The sequence below is a fragment of the Bacillus sp. T3 genome, assembly GCF_033449965.1.
Classification (GTDB): Bacteria; Bacillota; Bacilli; order Bacillales; family Cytobacillaceae; genus Bacillus_BU.
Map to the genome: position 1 here is coordinate 422,355 of NZ_CP137761.1, position 18,544 is coordinate 440,898.

General features: G+C 46.0%; 15 protein-coding genes and 3 pseudogenes. 14 read left to right on the top strand and 4 right to left on the bottom strand.

Going from position 1 to position 18,544, the window contains the following annotated elements; genetic code table 11:
- Positions 1 to 65: 65 nt before the first annotated feature.
- The 10 genes and pseudogenes from RGF10_RS02260 (at position 66) to RGF10_RS02305 (ending at position 10,951) form a co-directional block, all read left to right on the top strand.
- The gene (locus RGF10_RS02260; protein WP_318506912.1) at positions 66 to 971 is read left to right on the top strand and encodes a pilus assembly protein TadG-related protein; all 906 of its coding nucleotides are present in this window, start codon (positions 66 to 68) and stop codon (positions 969 to 971) included.
- A gap of 105 nt (positions 972 to 1,076) precedes the next feature.
- Positions 1,077 to 1,658, top strand: coding sequence for a Flp pilus assembly protein CpaB (cpaB, locus tag RGF10_RS02265; RefSeq protein ID WP_318506914.1), 582 nt, complete (start codon positions 1,077 to 1,079; stop codon positions 1,656 to 1,658).
- On the top strand, positions 1,648 to 2,856 hold the full coding sequence (locus RGF10_RS02270; RefSeq protein ID WP_318506916.1) for a CpaE/TadZ family protein: 1,209 nt from the start codon (positions 1,648 to 1,650) through the stop codon (positions 2,854 to 2,856). The genes cpaB and RGF10_RS02270 overlap by 11 nt, the downstream gene beginning before the upstream one ends.
- A gap of 42 nt (positions 2,857 to 2,898) precedes the next feature.
- Positions 2,899 to 4,258, top strand: a pseudogene (locus tag RGF10_RS02275) (CpaF family protein).
- 7 nt (positions 4,259 to 4,265) lie between these two features.
- A complete protein-coding gene (locus RGF10_RS02280; protein ID WP_318506918.1) occupies positions 4,266 to 5,237 on the top strand; it encodes a type II secretion system F family protein in 972 nt (323 codons plus the stop codon).
- A 3-nt stretch (positions 5,238 to 5,240) separates the two neighbouring features.
- Positions 5,241 to 6,170 carry a type II secretion system F family protein gene (locus tag RGF10_RS02285; RefSeq protein WP_318506920.1) on the top strand — a complete coding sequence of 310 codons (930 nt, stop codon included), beginning with the start codon at positions 5,241 to 5,243 and terminating at the stop codon, positions 6,168 to 6,170.
- Positions 6,171 to 6,753: 583 nt separating this feature from the next.
- Positions 6,754 to 8,416 (top strand): annotated as a pseudogene (locus RGF10_RS02290) (spore germination protein).
- A 1-nt stretch (position 8,417) separates the two neighbouring features.
- A complete protein-coding gene (locus RGF10_RS02295) occupies positions 8,418 to 9,542 on the top strand; it encodes a GerAB/ArcD/ProY family transporter (protein ID WP_318506922.1) in 1,125 nt (374 codons plus the stop codon).
- 246 nt (positions 9,543 to 9,788) lie between these two features.
- Positions 9,789 to 10,730 (top strand): Ger(x)C family spore germination protein, encoded by a 942-nt coding sequence (locus RGF10_RS02300; RefSeq protein ID WP_318509303.1) that lies wholly within the window; start codon positions 9,789 to 9,791, stop codon positions 10,728 to 10,730.
- Complete coding sequence (locus tag RGF10_RS02305) at positions 10,727 to 10,951, top strand: hypothetical protein (RefSeq protein WP_318506924.1); 225 nt, start codon at positions 10,727 to 10,729, stop codon at positions 10,949 to 10,951. Before RGF10_RS02300 ends, RGF10_RS02305 begins: the two co-directional genes overlap by 4 nt.
- A gap of 54 nt (positions 10,952 to 11,005) precedes the next feature.
- On the opposite strand, the gene RGF10_RS02310 is transcribed toward RGF10_RS02305, so the two are convergent.
- Positions 11,006 to 11,500 carry a DoxX family membrane protein gene (locus tag RGF10_RS02310; RefSeq protein ID WP_318506926.1) on the bottom strand — a complete coding sequence of 165 codons (495 nt, stop codon included), beginning with the start codon at positions 11,498 to 11,500 and terminating at the stop codon, positions 11,006 to 11,008.
- Between the two features lie 195 nt (positions 11,501 to 11,695).
- A complete protein-coding gene (locus tag RGF10_RS02315) occupies positions 11,696 to 12,457 on the bottom strand; it encodes an N-acetylmuramoyl-L-alanine amidase (protein ID WP_318509305.1) in 762 nt (253 codons plus the stop codon).
- A 662-nt stretch (positions 12,458 to 13,119) separates the two neighbouring features.
- Between RGF10_RS02315 and RGF10_RS02320 the strand changes: the two genes are divergently transcribed.
- The 4 genes from RGF10_RS02320 to RGF10_RS02335 all read left to right on the top strand — a co-directional run bounded on the left by RGF10_RS02320 (position 13,120) and on the right by RGF10_RS02335 (position 14,919).
- Positions 13,120 to 13,890, top strand: coding sequence for a benzoate/H(+) symporter BenE family transporter (locus RGF10_RS02320; protein ID WP_318506928.1), 771 nt, complete (start codon positions 13,120 to 13,122; stop codon positions 13,888 to 13,890).
- Entirely contained in the window at positions 13,859 to 14,188 is a 330-nt protein-coding gene (locus RGF10_RS02325; RefSeq protein WP_318506930.1) for a benzoate/H(+) symporter BenE family transporter, read from the top strand. The genes RGF10_RS02320 and RGF10_RS02325 overlap by 32 nt, the downstream gene beginning before the upstream one ends.
- Positions 14,139 to 14,339: a benzoate/H(+) symporter BenE family transporter gene (locus RGF10_RS02330; RefSeq protein WP_318506933.1), complete on the top strand. Its 201-nt coding sequence runs from the start codon at positions 14,139 to 14,141 to the stop codon at positions 14,337 to 14,339. The genes RGF10_RS02325 and RGF10_RS02330 overlap by 50 nt, the downstream gene beginning before the upstream one ends.
- Before the next feature lie 202 nt (positions 14,340 to 14,541).
- Entirely contained in the window at positions 14,542 to 14,919 is a 378-nt protein-coding gene (locus tag RGF10_RS02335) for a hypothetical protein (RefSeq protein WP_318506935.1), read from the top strand.
- 201 nt (positions 14,920 to 15,120) lie between these two features.
- On the opposite strand, the gene RGF10_RS02340 is transcribed toward RGF10_RS02335, so the two are convergent.
- Together RGF10_RS02340 and RGF10_RS02345 are read right to left on the bottom strand one after the other, a co-directional pair.
- On the bottom strand, positions 15,121 to 15,273 hold the full coding sequence (locus RGF10_RS02340; RefSeq protein ID WP_318506938.1) for a hypothetical protein: 153 nt from the start codon (positions 15,271 to 15,273) through the stop codon (positions 15,121 to 15,123).
- Positions 15,274 to 15,475: 202 nt separating this feature from the next.
- Positions 15,476 to 18,514, bottom strand: a pseudogene (locus RGF10_RS02345) (DEAD/DEAH box helicase).
- Positions 18,515 to 18,544 lie beyond the last annotated feature (30 nt).

Sequence of the window (18,544 nt, forward strand, 5' to 3'; positions counted from 1 at the left end):
GAGAAGAAACTTCATCCCTTAAAGAATGTAACAATCAAAATAAACCTGTAATGAGGAAGGAATAAATGAACAGATTCATCAACAATCAAAACGGTGCAGTCGCTGTTATCATTGCGCTCTTGATGTCTGTTTTTCTGGGCATCTCCGCTCTTGTCATCGACGGCGGGATGCTCTACATGGAAAAGCAGAAATTGCGTAATGTTGCGGATGCAGCCGCTCTGGCCGGGGCACAGGAATTGCCCACCACACCAGACCGGGCAGTATCAAAAGCAATCGAAGCGATCAATCTTAATGAGGAAGATCCTAATGAATTCACCATTACTTTTAGTAAAAATAATCACCGAATAACCGTCCGCGCCGAGAAAAGCGTCGATCTAGTGTTTGCCAAAGTCCTTGGCTTTGCTGAGGCTAAAGTAGATGCTGTCTCCCATAGTGAAATCGGGACACTTACATCAGGCAGAGGGGCGGTCCCAGTCGGAGTCGAGTATACAAGCCCATTAATCTTCGGCGAAATCAAACGACTCAAAGTAGAAGACGCAACAGTCGGTAACTTCGGTGCACTTGCCATACAAGGACCGGGTGCCAATATTTACGAAGAAGATTTCAAAATGGGCTATGACCAAGAGCTTCGCATCAATCAAATCGTCAACACACAAACAGGGAACTTAGCTGGCCCAACAGTCAGAGCGGTCAACTACCGAATCTCAGCCTGTCCAACGTCAACGTATTTGGACTTTCCTGAAGACTGCCCAAGAGTCGTGCTCGTCCCAGTTTTCCAATCAGTCGTTACCGAACAAAATCAAGTAAAGGCTGTAAAGATCGTCGGTTTTGCTGAATTCTTTATCGAAAATGTAACATCCAGCGGAACATCTGCTGAAATAGTCGGCCGCTTTATCGAAGAAACTGCTTCAGGTGAAATTGCCTACGACTCATCAAACTATGGGGCATATGGCTACAAGTTAACAAGATAACGCCAGCTCGCGCACCAGTCAAAAAAGCATGAAAACAATACCCGAACCTCGCACCAAAAGCGGAGTTCGGGTTTCAAAAATCCATATCAAACAGCAGGTGAGCAGATGAATACGAAAAAAATCTGGATGCTGTCGATGATCATCGCATCCATTTTTACCATAACTTTTTATTTTTATTTAAGCAGCGGAGTCAACCGAAAAGAACAAACAGCTTCAACCCAAGCTAACAACGTCGCATCTGCCAAAAAGGAAAAAACAACAGGCGAAAACGCAACCCAATCAGCCAAAACCAAAGAAATGCTAAAAATAAGCCCTAACAAACGCGCTATTTCGATTGCCGTTGACCACGTTAAAGGAGTATCCGGCCTGATTCGCCCAGGAAATATTGTCGATGTCATCGCCTATATCCCGGAAAATGCGGAGGGAGTCTCAAAAACCGAAATCCTCCTACAGGAGATAAAGGTACTTGCAGTAGGTAGCAAAACAACCGCCGATATTGACCCGACTGTTGAACTCACCTACCCAAGCGTGACCGTTGAAGTCACACCTGAGCAGGCCATCGCCGTCGCGACCGTATCCGTCAAAGGCTCGCTCACCTTCATGCTGCGCAAAACCCCTGATCAGGAAAGCAGCAAAGCAAAAACAAATACGAAATCCCAAAAAGGAGAAATGACCAATGCTAATTAACTACCTAGTCCTAAGCTCAAAAGTCTCCTTTGCTAATAAAATAGCCGAAATGATACAAACCAAGCACCACATCACCAAAACACTCACGATCGAAACCGACCTAAAAAAAGAACTCGAAACAACCAGTGCGCCGTCCATCATCATCATCGGCCAGTTTCAACAACAAAACCCATACGAGATTGCCCGCGAATTTGCGCTCAAATACCATCACACGGCCGTACTGCTCATGTTGCCGCCCGACCAAATCGACCTCAAGCAAGCACTGCACGCAGGAGTCGCAGACATCCTGCCACTGTCGAGTTCAAAGGAAGACCTCCTTCTTTCTTTTGGGAAAATAGAGCAGACACTTGCGCTTAAGTTTGATAGCGCGCCTATTCAGCAACCGGTCGTCCAACAAAAGGACGGCAAAATCATCGTCTTTCTAAGCACAAAGGGAGGAGTTGGCAAAACGACGCTTGCCGTCAACGCGGCCACAGCACTCGCCAAAAAGAATCTAGCCGTTGCCATCATCGACCTCGATCTGCAGTTCGGCGACGTGCCATTGCTGCTCGATAAAGAACCGAAAGCGACCATCTACGACTGGGTCAAAGAATCACTCGACGAAAAGGACGGCCAGGTCGAGTCCTATATGATTAAGCACCACTCCGGTGTCGAATTCATCGCTGCACCCCCGCTGCCGGAGTTCGCTGAGCTTATCACTGGTGATCATGTGTCACGCCTAATTGAGGAGCTGAAGAAACGCTACGATGTCGTCATCATCGACACACCGCCGAGCCTGGTCGAAACGAATCTTGTTGCCCTCGACCATGCCGATGATATCCTGCTAATCACGTCCTTTGACCTGCCAGCTCTAAAGAATGGCAAACTGGCTCTCGACACAATGGCCCTACTCGGCTTTACTGAAAAAATAAAAATTGTCCTAAATCGAGACGCCGAAATGAAAGGCATGAGCTTTGAATCAATCGAAGGTGTACTAGGGAAAAAAGTATTCGCCAGAATCCCAAGCGACTATTTGACTGTAATCGCCTCAATCAACAAAGGCATCCCATTCGTCACCGCCGCCCCGCGCACAGCTGTTGCTAAAACAACAATGAAATTCGCTGAGGGCCTAGTTACGAATTCAACCATCAAACTAACCGAAAAGCCAAAAAAATCGCGCAGCGTCACTGCAAAATTTTTCAAGAAAAGAACTTTATAAAATAAGAAAGTTTCTAAACACCAAAGGAGGGAATCTGCCCAGATGTCCTTACTCAAACGTTTAAACGAAAAAAATCTCGTCTCTCCGAAAGTACAATCAGACGTTGAACAAATAATTGAAAAAAAAGAAACCAACAAAAAAACAAAGGACTATGGCCTGCGCAACCTGCTGCACAAGCACCTAATCACCGAAATAAAAAAGCAGTTCATCGAAGCCACCGATGACGAAATGGAAAAATTCATCGAGCAGGAAGCGATGAAATTCCTCAGTGAAGAAGGGGAGCGCCTCACCTTCGAAGCCAAAAAGGACCTCGTCACCTCCGTGATGAACGAACTCATCGGCTTCGGCCCCATCACGCCGCTCCTAAACGACACCACTGTGTCCGAAATCATGGTCAACGGCCCAAACCAAATCTATGTCGAACAAAACGGTAAGCTGCAACTCAGCGACTACACCTTCAGAGATGACGAACATGTCCTGCAGGTGATTGAAAAGATCGTTGCGCCGCTCGGCCGCCGCATTGATGAAAGTAGCCCAATGGTCGATGCCAGACTGCCCGATGGATCCCGCGTCAATGCCATCATTGCGCCACTTTCACTCGATGGCCCGACAATTACAATAAGAAAATTTCCAAGCAAGCGGCTCCAAATCGAAGACTTAACAAACTTTGGCACCCTAACACCCGAAATGGCGCAATTTCTTGACACCTGCGTCAAAGCGCGGCTTAACATCTTCATCAGCGGTGGTACAGGCTCAGGTAAAACAACCTTGCTCAACGTCCTATCGAGCTTCATTCCGCATGACGAACGAATCGTCACAATCGAAGATGCTGCTGAACTTCAACTCTCGCAGGAACATGTTATCAGACTCGAAACGAAACCACCCAACATCGAAGGGAAAGGGGCAATTTCGATCCGAGAACTCGTCAAAAACTCGCTTCGCATGCGGCCCGACCGAATTGTCATAGGCGAAATCCGTAGTGGCGAAGCTCTCGACATGCTCCAGGCGATGAACACCGGTCACGACGGCTCACTAGCGACCGGACATTCGAACTCGCCGCGCGACATGCTCGCCCGTCTCGAAACAATGGTGCTGATGGCCGGGCTTGATTTTCCAATAAGAGCGATTCGCTCCCAGGTCGCCAGCGCCATTGATCTCATCGTCCAACAATCACGGCTTAAGGACGGATCACGTAAAATCACCCATATCACCGAAGTCGTTGGCATGGAGGGCGATACGATCACCCTGCAGGACATCTTTGTTTATAAACAAGACAACATTAACAAGGATGGCAATGTCGTCGGCCGCTTCACACCGACCAGGCATCCGCCCGATGTGTGCCGGCCGAATCGAAAATCACGGAATCAATTTACCAAGTGAATGGTTCGAAGAGAGGTGGTAAAACAATCATGCTATGGCTACTATTTATCGCACTAACTAGCCTGTTTGGGTCACTAGGAATGCTTTTCAAACCGAAAGGCAGTTTAGTCGACCGTCTGCACAAATTTTTCCCTATAGAAATCCAAGAAGAACAGGAAGAGGATGAGCAAACCGAAAAACGTCGACGCCTTAAATTTGACCTAACTGAACTCAAAACCCTGCTCGCCAAACTATCAGGAAAATTTTTAACAAAGAAAAACTCTTCTAAATGGGAGCAAAAACTTGAAGCCGCCAATCTCCCGCTCAAAACAGAAGAATTCACAGCAGTCAGAATTATGTCAGGTCTAGGTCTAGCTACAGCAACCACCATTCTAAAGCTGCCGCTAGCCATCATTTTCGTCGGTGCTATGCTAGGAAACCACCTGCCAGCAGTATACGTCAACCAAAAAATCAAAAAACGCCGCGCACGCTGCATGACTCAGCTGCCGCAGGCACTCGGTACAATGGCAACATCAATGAAATCCGGGTACAGCTTCCTCCAGGCCATGCAAGTCATCGCCCAAGAAGTACCCGACCCAATCGGGACCGAATTCAAAAAAACACTGCGAGAAATCAATCTTGGTGTACCGCTCGAGGAAGCATTCGAAAACCTAATCACCCGTCTCCCGACCGACGACATTAAAATTGTTGCTAATGCAATCGTCATTCAACGGTCAACAGGTGGCAACCTAACGCAAATTTTGGACACAATCCAAGAAACCATTACCGACCGTGTCCGCATCAAAGAAGAACTCCGAGCCCTAACGGCACAAGGAAAAATGTCCGCCTGGATCATCTCCTTGCTCCCCGTCATCCTCGGTGTCATCCTAAATTTGATGAACCCGGAATACTTCCAGCCTATGCTCACCCACCCGCTCGGCTGGACCTTCCTCGGCTTTGGCACCATCTCAGGCATCATCGGCTGGTTCGTCATCCAAAAAATCGTCAACATCGAGGTGTAACCAATGCTCTTATTTTTAAGTATCTTACTATTCGGCTTCACCACACTCATCATCTTTCTTATTTTTATAAAAATAGGGGAGGATAACCGCACCATCCAAAGAAGACTGAAGAACATCGGGCGTGAGCACCACCACCTTGTCGAACAAGAAATCGACGAAACAAAACAAAAAAAACCGCTCAAAGAGAGACTAATAGTCCCTCTCATCTCGTATATGCGCGGAGTCGTCAACAAACAAATGGGCAAGCAAAAACAAGCGGTTCTCGAAAAGAAGTTACACGAAGCAGGCACACCCTTCGGCCTTAAACCCGTCGATTTCCAACTGCTACAAATCGCTATGGCTTCCATCACATTTATAGCTTTCCTATTACTTTCTTCCATCGGCGGGAAAGAAACACTAAAAGGCGTAATGTTCGCCCTAATTGCAGGTCTATTTGCTTTAGTCTATCCATCAATGTACTTAACCGCAAAAAAGAAAAAACGAATCAAAACAATCGAAAGGGAAATGCCCGACTTCTTCGACATGGTCAACGTCTCCATTGAAGCGGGCATGGGACTAGACGGAGCACTGAAACGAGTCTGCACCCAAATTCACGGTCCGCTAGCGGCAGAATTCAAACTAGCACTAGAAGATATGAAGCTAGGCAAATCACGAAAAAACGCATTTGAAGAACTCCGCGACCGCATTCCCTCCGAGTTCTTCAAGAGCGTCATCAATTCCATCATCCAAGCCGATCAAATGGGAATCGGCATGACTAAGGTCCTCCGGGCCCAAACTGAACGTATGCGAGAACAAAAAAAACAAGCCGTCAAAGAACAAGCCATGAAAGCACCCGTCAAAATGCTCATCCCCATGGTCCTGTTCATCTTCCCAACCCTATTCATCATTCTACTCGGCCCTGTTGTCATCAACCTCATCACCAAATGGATGTAAGAAGCGGGGGTGGGACTATAAATGTTCCTTGAATCCATATATAATAAACATGCTGACTAACTTGTTATTTTTACAGTGGAGGGAACCCAATTGAACTGGATGTCAAAAATGAATAAAAAACCGATAATACTCGCCATCATCATCATTTTCATCATCGCCGCACTACTCGACCTAAAATACGAAGGACTACTCTATCAACTACTACGTTAACACAAATATAGAACACACTTCATCACAGTAAAGCAGTGGGGGACTGTCCCCCGCTGCTTTACTGCGTTAAAGCCCATCCTCACTTAACAAAAAATGATTAAATTTCCATATTATACATATTTATTTTTCCGCTATCCATAATAAACGTTAGAGTACTGAATTTAGGAGATTAGGGATGCGCAAAAGGATGAGGAAGCCAATTACGCTTCAATCATTAATAAACAAATCAAGAAATGAACAACAGCAAAGCAGGCAAGCTCAACAGCAGAGTGGGCAAACCCAGCAGCAAAGCAGCCAAACCGAGCAACACCAAAACACTCAATCCGAGCAACACCATAACGCCGAAACCCAGCAAAAGCAAAGCAATCCTGGGATCCAACCCACAAACGAAACCGAAAAACTTTCAAAAGATTTAAATCAAAACTTATCAAACCTAAAGTCGATTTATGAAAATTGTTCAGATATTGTGTTTCGTTGTTTTCAAACAAAAGGGTTCGGTCAGGCAGCATTGATCTTTTTTGAAGGTTTATCCAACATTGAGGAGATTAATAACCAAGTCCTTGCCAAACTAATGAATGCTGCAGGTGAACAGGGGTCATCAAATCAAATGACCTCCGCTTCCGATTGGAACCACCAAGCGCAAAACGGCACCCAAGAATTAAGCCAAAGTCCGGGTCGAAGCAGCACAGACGATCACAACCAAAGCGCAAACAAAGCACAATCACGATCACAATCGTATGCACAAACAAAATCACAACCACCCTTCAATCCTGAAAAAATACTATCGATATCGAGCATTAGCAACGTCAACACTTTAACCGACGTAATCGACCAGGTCTCTACCGGAAATCCAGTCCTCCTGATTGAGCAACAGGACGTAGGATATGGCCTCGGCTTAGCCAAATGGGAAAAAAGACCGATTGAGGAACCGACAGCAGAAACTGTGATTCGTGGGCCGCGGGAAGGATTTATCGAATCGAGCGCCACAAACACCGCCTTGCTGCGGCGAAAAATAAGAAGTCCGCAATTTAAAACAAAAAAGCTGGAGGTTGGTCGCCTAACCAAAACCGAAATTATCATCTCTTATATTGAAGGCGTTGCGGACCCAACCCTCATCACGGAGGTCGAAAACAGAATCAGCCGCATCGACACGGATGGCATCTTGGAAAGCGGCTATCTCGAGGATTATATTGAAGACGATCCCTATTCACCCTTTCCGCAAGTATTAAATACAGAACGGACCGATGTGGTGACATCCTACTTAATGGAGGGGCATGTGGCAATCATTACGGATGGGACGCCCTTTGCGTTGGTGGTGCCGACAACGTTTTATTCGCTGATGCAGTCGGCAGAGGATTACTATCAACGTCCAATTTTAAGTACAATGATTCGTTGGCTCCGCTTTTTATTTATAGTTATTTCGTTAATGCTTCCATCCCTGTATGTTGCTGTTTTAACCTACCATCATGAAATGGTCCCGACTTCATTGCTCATAAGCATGGCGGCATCAAGGGAACCGATTCCGTTTCCCGCAATAATCGAGGCGCTGTCGATGGAGATTATGTTTGAAATTTTGCGGGAAGCAGGGATTCGTTTGCCGAAGCAGGTAGGTTCAGCGGTTAGTATTGTCGGAGCACTGGTCATTGGACAAGCGGCCGTTGAAGCCGGAATTGTTTCAGCACCGATGGTCATGGTCGTCGCCGTCACCGGAATTGCATCGTTTGCGATACCAAGATATAACGCGGGCTTTGCGTTACGAATGCTGAGATTTCCAATGCTTTTACTTGCTGGATTTTTAGGATTCTTGGGAATCATGCTTGGGGTGATTGTCATCGTTATTCACTTATGCACCTTGCGATCGTTCGGCGTACCATACTTGTCACCCATCGCTCCAATGAAAGGCAGCGAAATGAAGGACGTATTTATGCGACTGCCAAGATGGGCACAGGATGCTCGACCACATTTAACCAGGTGCGTACAATAAATATCGCCAAGCGCCAAATCAGCAACCTCAACCTTCAAAAGGTGGTGATTAACATGATCGAAAGAGGAAGAATCTCATCGTTTCAATTGGCGGTCATGATGAACCCAACGATTATCGCCACAGCACTACTGATTATCCCGTCCATCACAGCGGCAAAAGCCGAACGGGATATGTGGCTATCCCAGGTTTGGGGCTCACTCATGGGCCATCTCGCCGTATTGTTGGCCATTCTCTTACATAAACACTATCCGAATCTGACTGTCATCGAATACGCCCAGCAAATTGTCGGCAAGATTCCAGGTAAGCTCATCGGCATTGGCTATATCTTTACCTACCTCCACGTAAATGGAATTATTTTACGAGAATATGGAGAATTTATCGCAGGGAGTTTTTTGTTTAAAACACCTATGACGGTGATTCTTGGCAGCATGGCTCTCGTCTGTGCCTTTTCCGTTCGCGGTGGGCTCGAGACGATTGCAAGGACTGCCCAGCATTTTGTGCCAATGGTCATCACCCTTTGGCTCATCATTGTGATTTTTCTGCTTGGAGATTTAAAGGTTGAAAACATGTTTCCGATGTTTGAAAACGGGATTACGCCTTCGATGATGGGGGCAACCACTCCGGGTGCTTGGTTCAGCGAATATTTTCTGATCGCCTTCATCCTGCCGTATATCAATGACCGGGAAAAGGCAACGAAATGGGCGAACATTTCCGTCATCAGCGTCCTATTTATTCTAGTCTTAACCAACTTAGTCGCCTTACTAGTTTTCGGAGAAATCACCTCCGATCTGATGTATCCCGTGATGAACGCAGCACGATACGTCAGCATTGCTGAATTTTTCCAGCATCTAGAATCAGTGGTCATGGCGATTTGGATTTTAGGAACCTTTATCAAAATATCCGTCTTTTATTACGTATTGGCTCTAGGATTCGCCCAGCTCCTCAACCTGTCCGAATACAAAACAATGGTCCTGCCACTGGGCTTCCTATTAGTCTGTGTAGCAATGTGGTCAGCTCCGAATCTAACAGCCTTAAAGGAATTCCTAGGAACAGCCCTAGTATTTTATTTAATTTTCATGCACATTGTCCTCCCAGGCATCCTATTACTCATCACCTTGATCCGCAAAAAAATAAACCGCAAACTACAGGGGTCAAAAGATGAACAGCCTTCTTTTTAATAAAATAGGGAAGAGATTCGCTCTGATTATGGTGTGGGTGGTTCCCATTCTGTTAACAGGCTGTTGGGACCGAAGAGAAATCAACGATGTAGCCATTGTTTTAAGCACCGGAATTGATTACATCAACGAGAATGAAATCGAGCTTTCCGCTGAAATCGTGATCCCGGAAGCTTTTTCTGCCTTCAGAAAAGAAGGGGGAATCCGGGTGCGAGAGCAACATTCGTTGAAACAGCAACCGGAGAAACAATCGCTGCAGCTAGGACAAAAATGCAGGAAAAAATCGCTAGAACCCTGTTCTGGGGCCATGCCGACGCCACCGTATTTGGCGAAAAGATGGCCAAAAAAGGCATCAGAGAACATCTGGATTTTTTTGCCCGTACACTGGATGCTCGGTTAAGAAACAAGGTGTTCGTTTGTGAAGGCGAGGCAAAGGATTTTCTCCCGAGCGTCCCGCACTTGGAGGACAGCGCGTCCGATACGCTCAATGAGCTATCACAATTTCAAATCAGCATGGATGTGACGATGAGCCAGTTAATGCAAATGATGTCCAATGAAACAGGAGGGGCACTCTTGCCATACGTGAAGACAGAAACTTCAAAGGGAAAAGGAAAAATGAAGGGGAAAACGCAATTAGCACTAAACGGTGTCGCCGTTTTTGAGGAAGACAAAATGATCGAAAGGCTGGATGATTCGCTTACGAGAGGGATACTCTGGGTTCGAGATGAAGTAGACTTCGCCACAATAACCGCTGATGTCGATGACGAAAACGGAAAGATCACATCATTCTTGATTCGTTCCCATACAAAGCTCATCCCAAACATCAAGAATGGAAAATGGAGCATCACAATCCAATGCAAAACGGAAGATGACCTCGTTCAAAATGCCAGTACGTTAGACATTCGCAAATCTGAGACGATTCAAATGATTGAAAAAAAATTAGAAGAAAGGCTGGAAACCCGGATCAAACAAACCGTCGAAAGGGTCCAACAGGATTTGCAAGTCGACGTCTTAAAATTTAACCGAGCCTTTCAGCGCAAGTATCCAAAAGCGTGGAAGCAAGCAAAGGCAGACTGGAAGGACATATATCCCGATATCGAAGTGAGCTATGACATTACGGTAAAAGTATTAAGACCTGGACTATCAACAGAACCAACAGCAGTTCCAGACAAAGAGGTGAAAGGAAAATGAAAGTAGGCTTCATTCTCCTGGTAACAATCATCATATTGTGTATGTTTCTTTACGAATGGCCCAAAATGCAACGGAAGCAGGGCAAGGAGAAAAAAATCTTCTTACTTTTGCTCATCACTGGCTGGATTCTAGCCACCATTCTCCTCTTCTTCCCAACCATTCCAGGCCCAACCCAACTAGTAGCTTATCTATTCAAGCCATGGTCCAAATACTTGAGTTAGCAGGAGTAGGGGGAGGGTTCTTCGGAAGCAGAAGAACCGCCCTTTGCACCTAACTTAATCCGTTTTTTTTAATATCGTTTTACGGATAAATGGAACGACCCAGTAGTCTAAGCCATATTTCCCTGCATTAAACCCAGCGAACAGGATGATGAACCCTAAGAAAATATCGGTTGGGTTGTGGGATACGGTTCCAGCTAAGAAAAATGAAAAGTTCATGACTAATCCAAAGAGCATGGCTGCAGTTGTTAAGCAACCAAGAATTAAACCAAGTCCAATTAAGAATTCCCCTAATGGAACAATCGTGTTAAAGAAATCAACATGTGGGAGAGCAACATTTTCTAAGAAATGGACATACCAGCTATAAACCACATGGCCGTCCGGTCCTTTGACTGGATTAGCGATAGCGTTCTTCAAATATCCTGTTGCATCGAAGCCTCCTCCAGTTAACTTTTCCCAGCCTGCTGTTAACCAGGAGTAACCAAGATAAAGTCGAAGCAATGTTAAAAGCACAGCAGCAATTTTATTCTCTCGTAAAAAGCCAACTACCAAATCAAACATCTCCCTTTAAAATAAATAAAATTCGGTTGTAATTATTCAGCAACCAATTAATTCACACTGTAGTATATAAAAAAATTAAAATAACGTGATGAGATATTCCGTATATTTCCAAATTTTAACGCATTAAAGCGCTGGGGGACTGTCCCCCAGCGCTTTACTGCGTTAAACACCACTAGCTCCTTAACCTCATTCCGCATAAACAATCGCATCAAAGCCAGCTGCTCTTGCTTTAGCAGCAAGGGAATCCGCATTTTCTTTCGAAGAGAACGCGCCGATTTGAACCTTGTATAGGCCATCTCTTAGTAGAACAACGGCATCAAATCCTTTTGCCTTGGCTTCTGTTGCAAGGTTGTCCGCATTCGCTTTAACACTAAAAGCCCCGATTTGAACCTTATACAGAACAGTTGGCTTTTTCGTTAAATTGAAAGCTCGTGCTAATCCATTCGCGTGACCTCTAGCAATTGTCGTTAAGAAAGCACCTGATTTTAATTTGCTAGCATCAGTGCTATTATCAATAAATCCATTTTCAGTTAACATGGCTGGCATATTTGATTCTCGTAACACGTGGAAGTCTGCTGTTTTTTTACCTCGGTTTGCAAAATCTACTACCTTAACAATTTCATCGTGGATGATCGTTTGATAGGTGGTCGTCGGGGCTCCAACTCCCGGGTAAATATAGCTTTCAAAGCCTGTCCCTCCACCAGAATTAATATGGATGGACATATAAAAGTCTGCTCCCCAATTGTTGGCTGCAGTCGTTCTTTCACTTAAACTAACAGTCTGATCGCCTGTCCGACTCATGAGGAGTGATACGCCATCATATTCATTTAATAGAATATTTTGTAGAGTAGTGGCAATTTGTAACGTAAGATTTTTCTCCTGCAATCCATTTCCGATTGCGCCAGGATCTGACCCGCCATGCCCAGGATCAATAAAAATTTTCACCATTTTCATTCATCACCTCCCATATTAAACTATGAGAAATCGGCGCTAATTGATTGGACAAAAGAGAAAATATTTACCGCGTTAATGTACACAGTGTGATTGGGGCAATCTCTATAAAAATAACCCTAACTTTGTAGAAATCAGAGGGGAAGCGGAGCTGCTCTCTCCTTGTGACAAAATCAACATTGACCGATAAATTTGCAAAACCGACCGATAAATCCAGAATGACGGCCGATAAAAACCAAAATGCGACCGATAAAAATCTAATAACCACCGATAAAACCGTCCCTAGCCTCGCCCCCTTGAAAATTACCTTTTTTATGAACCCCCTAACCTGGAATCTCCTTGTGACATATTCCACTTTGACCGATAAACTGTGAAATAAGGTCGATAAATTCAAAATAGGGCCGATAAACGGTGAAATAGGGCCGATAAATCAGCAAATAAGGTCGATAAACTCGCTCCGCTTCAACCACCAAAAATATGAAATTAAGTCCCTAACAAACCTAAGTCAGAGAAAAAATGTTATAGTAACATACAAACAGGTAGTTTCTTAGGTAAGCACAGTTTAAAAGCAATCGGTAGTAAATAAAATTTTCATCAACCGTTAGATAAAATAGATCAGACTTTTTTTAAAAAAATTATGAACAGGTAGGGAGAACAAAATGGGACAGCCAGAACGAACAAATGAACCAATAAGTGATTCATTGCAAGAAAAAAACAAGACATCTTTCTTAAAAGATTTTACCAGCCAAAATGTATCAGCTGGACTTATTTCTTTTACGTTGATCATGACAGGCCCAGCATTAATTATTTTACAAGCAGCGAAGGCAGGACAGTTCACTGGTGAGCAAACGATCAATTGGATTTTTGCCGTATACTTCTTTGGCGGGTTATTTGGGATCGTTTTGCCACTCTTATTTAGAGTTCCGATTACGGGAGGCCACTCGATTTCAGGGGTCGCCTTTTTAGCCACCATGACAGCACAGTTTACGTATCCACAGCTAATTGGTGGATATGTGATGTCTGGGTTATTCATTTTACTTATCGGCTTAACGGGTCTTTTTACAAAAATGATGAAATGGGTTCCAATTGAAGTCATTTCTGCGATGTTAGCAGGTCTTGTGGCCAATTATGTGGTGAAGATTGTTCAAGACGTAAAGGATTTACCGATTATTGGTGCTGCAACCTTAATTAGCTTTTTAATCAGTATGAAATTCTCAAGACGGATTCCAGCCGTCATGATATCGGTCGTTGTTGCCTTTATTACATTGCTGTTAACCCAAGATTTCACGATCTCTTCCAGCGGGTTTTCTTTTGCTATCCCTACTCTACAAATGCCGGAATTTACGTGGATGGGGTTCGTAACACTGGCGTTGCCGCTCGCGATGCTGATTTTAAGTAATGATGTGGCAGCCAGGAATTGGAGCGCTTGAAAGCTCAAAATTTCAACCGCCGATTCAAAAAATTGTAACCTTTAGTGGAATCTTTTCGATTATAGCGAGCTTCTTGGGAGGGCAAAGTGCCAATATCGCAGGCATGATGACCGCGATATGCTCTAATTCAGAAGCGGGGGTCGTACAGAAGCGGTACATCGCTTCAGTCGTATCAGGAATCCTAACCGTTTTGTTTGGGGTGTTTGCTTGGAAAATTGTTCCCTTTATCCAATCGTTACCACAAGCCTTTGTGTCGATGTTCAGCCGGCATTTCCTTAATTGGAGTTCTGCTTTCTAGCTTGCAGAGAGGCTTCTCAGGCGAAAAATACCGCATGAGTGCATTGTTTGCATTCGTCATTGCTTTATCCAATCTATCGTTTTTCCACATCAGCGCACCCGTATGGGGATTGCTCGTTGGCGCAGTCATCGCGAAAACAGTGGAGAAGTAAGGTGCCTTTATCCATCTTGAGGTGGCGGACATCAGATCTGTTATTTCCACAAAAAGTGTTGTTTTGATCGACGCGTCGAAACGTATGTTCGTATTTGATATAATACATTTAGAAGCTAGAGCATCCAAAGCAACCTAGCAAACATCAGGTTCAAAAATCATCCCATGCTGTTATAATAGAACAAAGCACAGGAGGATTTGTGATGGAAAAAATATTAAACCAGCTATTATCCGAAATGAAAGAAATGCGAACAGACATGAAAGAGATGAAGTCCGACATGAAGGAATTGCAGACCGACGTGAAGGGTGTGCAAATGGACATCATCAATCTTAAAGATGGCCAAGTTCGTTTAGAAGGTAAAGTGGATCATACGAATGAAAAGGTCGACCACCTCAAGGAATCGTTAATCCAAGGTTTAGCTCCTTACTTCGATAACCTCGAAAAACATATCGATAACAACAATGATAAGGTAATGGTCAAACTACAGAAGCAACAAGATGCAATTGATGTACTATCATCCCGTTCGATTCAACAAGAAGGCGATATAAAGGCAATCAACCGAATAGTAAGAAACCAATGACCGATTTTTCGGTCTATTTTTTTTGTATCTGTGGGGACTGTCCCCAGGTACTGTGCTGCGTTAAACACCCAAATAAAGTCGAAAACCTCGCCACGATCCAACGACCAACCCACCTAAAAACCGTAATTATGCTCCTAACCCAACTCAGCCAGAACACAGATGCAATCCTTAAAATTTCCTGTTTTTAAAGGCTACAACCCTTCATGGAAGTGGGATGGAGGTGAATCTCCTTGTGACATATTCCACATTGACCGATAAATTTGCAAAAGCGACCGATAAAAATCTAAAAGCGACCGATAAAAATCCGAATACGACCGATAAATTTGCCAAAGCGACCGATAAAATGTCATCCACCCCATCCACCCCTAAAAATTACCTATTTTAAGAAAGAGCCAACCCCAAAAACCACAAAAAAGGCGCTCCAGCAACTCAATCACCTGCCAGAAACGCCTAACAAATTTATATTTCACTACGGAACAGGGAAGCGGGGCAATGCTAGGACTTCCGCTAACTAAGCTCTCGCAGCCCCGCAGGTTTCACCTCATTGAATAAGCTGTCACCCAAGCGCCAACAACTCCTCCAACTCAGCTCCACTCAACTCCGTAATCCAGCTCTCACTCTGAATAATTTGATCATTCAGCGACTGCTTCTTCTCGAGCATCGCATCAATCTTCTCCTCAAGCGTCCCCGTACTAATCAACTTATGAACATGCACGAATCGATCCTGCCCAATCCAGGTACGCCAGGTCCGTCGCCTGATTCTCCACCGCCGGATTCCACCAACGGTCGTAGTGAATTACATGATTCGCCGCAGTCAAATTCAGCCCCGTCCCGCCAGCCTTCAAACTCAGCAAGAACACGGAAACTCTCGCGCCTGGAACCGCTCAATCATCACATCACGCTGCTGCTTCGGCACCGAACCATTCAAAAACGGCACCTCCACACCAAACTTCGCCCGCAACAACCCGCGAATCATCTCGCCCATCTCAATATATTGCGTAAAAATCAAACAACTCTCATCGGCCGAAAGCACCGCGTCCACCAACTCAACCAGCTTCTCCATCTTCGTCGACCGCTCCAACACCCCGCGCGGCCGCTCCTCCTTCAAATACAACGCCGGATGATTACACAACTGCTTCAACCGACCCAACATCTGCAAAATTAGGCCCTTCCGCTCAAACCCGCTCAAACTCTCAATCTGACCGAACGTATCCTTCACCAGCTGCTCATACAGCGACGCCTGCTCCGCCGTCAACGCACAATACTCCTTCTGCTCCAGCTTATCCGGCAAATTCAGCGCCACATCCTGATCCCGCTTCGTCCGCCGCAACAAGAACGGCCGAATCAACGCCTGCAGCCGCTCAACTGCCGCATTATCGCCATCCTTCTCAATCGGCCCCACAAACCGCTTCTGGAACTGACCCTGACTCCCCAAATACCCATGATTCACAAAATCAAAAATCGACCACAACTCACTCAACCGATTCTCCATTGGCGTCCCCGACAGCGCAATATGATGACCACCCGAAAGCTTCCGCACCGCACGAGACTGCTTCGTCCCCGCATTCTTAATATTCTGCGCCTCATCAATCGCAATCGAACTCCACGACAACGCCTCAAAATCCTCAAAATCCAAATGCGTCAAACCGTAGGACGTCAGCACGATATCCACCGACTCCGCGCGCGCCCGAAACTCGTCGCCCTTCAACCGCCCAGACCCATAATGCAAATACACCGAAACACCTGGCGCAAACCGCTCAATCTCCTTCTGCCAATTCCCCAGCACCGACGTCGGACAAACAATCAAAGCCGGCCCAGCCGCAGCCGAACCTTCGCCGCTTTCTTCTTTTACTAAAAGTAAATAAGACAACAGCTGCACCGTTTTTCCGAGTCCCATATCGTCGGCCAATACCGCACCGAACCCAGCCTGACGCAAAAACCACAGCCAGCTCATCCCAAACTGTTGGTAAGGCCAGAGCACACCCGCAAAACTACTAGGTACCGGCACCTCCGGAATCTCATTCGTCTCAGACAACAGGCGCACCATCTGCTTCCACTGCCGATTGAGCTCAATCTGAATTCGCGCAAATGCCTTCGGATTCTCTAACTCATCCTCATCGCCCGCTTCATCAGCCAGCAGCTCCTGCTCCAACAAGTCGCGCACATGCAGCCCTTGCTTATCTGCCTTCTTCATTAAATCTTGAATCTGCCGAATAAACTGCGGATCGAGCTTAATCCAACGCCCACGCACAAATACCAGCCGTCGCTTTTCTTCTACCATCTGCTGGAACTCCGCCTCAGACAGCTCCACGCCATTCATCGAGAAGCGCCAATCATAATCCAACAGCTGCTGCAGCCCGACAAACGAAGGCCCGCGACTCGACGTACCCTTTACGCGCGCCTTGACCTTCAAGCTCGCATTTTTCATCGCCTGCCACCATGCCAGGAGCAGAATCTCCACCCCTAAGGCAACCAACGTCTCGCTTGCCTCGGTCAAAAACTCCCACGCCTCAAACTCCGTCAGCACCTTCGTCAAGCGCCCACGCTTGCCACCAAGCCAAGGAAACAGCCCAATCCAACGTGCTTCTTCAGCTTCAATTCGCTCCACAAACGGCAACCACGATTTCGGAACAGACCCACCATCAATATCCCCAAGCGTATACAGCTCCACCTGCTCCGTGCCATTTTTCCCGCGCAGAAACACATTCAAGCTCCACTCTTGGTCGACTTCAGCCGGCTCCTCGAGCTGGAGCCCAACCGTAAACGGTGTCGGATCGTCCTTCAGCCCAATCCACTGTAACCAGCTTTCCTCATCGAAATAATGCGCCAGCGCTGCAGACGGTAGCCCTTGCTCACGCAAATGCTCCAGCTTCTCGCCAAACAGCTCCTTCATCGCCACATCCTGCTCCAAATATGCATCAAGCGCTGCATTAAACCAATTCTCGATGATACGCTTCAAAGGAAGGACTACTTCGTCGGAAACCGCGATCTCCCCAGATTCACTAGCAAAATCAACAATATTTGCTTCCCCGCTAGCACCCACGAAATTATCCTCGCCAAGCCCGACACGTTCAGTCGCAGCAACTCCATCAAGCCCGCCACGCAAAGCCTCACCATCACCCTCATCCACAACCACACTCAACCCAGCACCGAACACAACCTGCTGCTCCCAAAAACTATCGCCAAACTCATCCAACACACGCTCTGGCACAGCCCAGCGGAACACATCACCCTGCTCCCAAGCCGCAAAATCCGGCAGCCAATCGCGCTCCTCAACTGACTCCAACAGCGCCGGCGCCGCCGCCATAAACACATGCGCCAAATCATCCCAGTCCCAATCAATAAACCGATTGAACGGCTCCTTTGCTAGCAACGTCGCTAGCTGCCAGCCATCAATCACCACACCATACTGGCCTTCCAGCTCCTTAATCTCCACCATCGTTCCGTAATAGCTCTCTTCATGATGGAAAAATAAAGAATTCTTCCAAGTCGCCACATCGAGCGGCGCTACATCATCTTCCTCCACCGCCCGCAAGAAATAGCGCCCGCCTTCAATCGGATGGAGACAAACCTTAACATACCTCGACTTAAGCATCTATGGAACACCCGCTTTCCTGATAGCAAT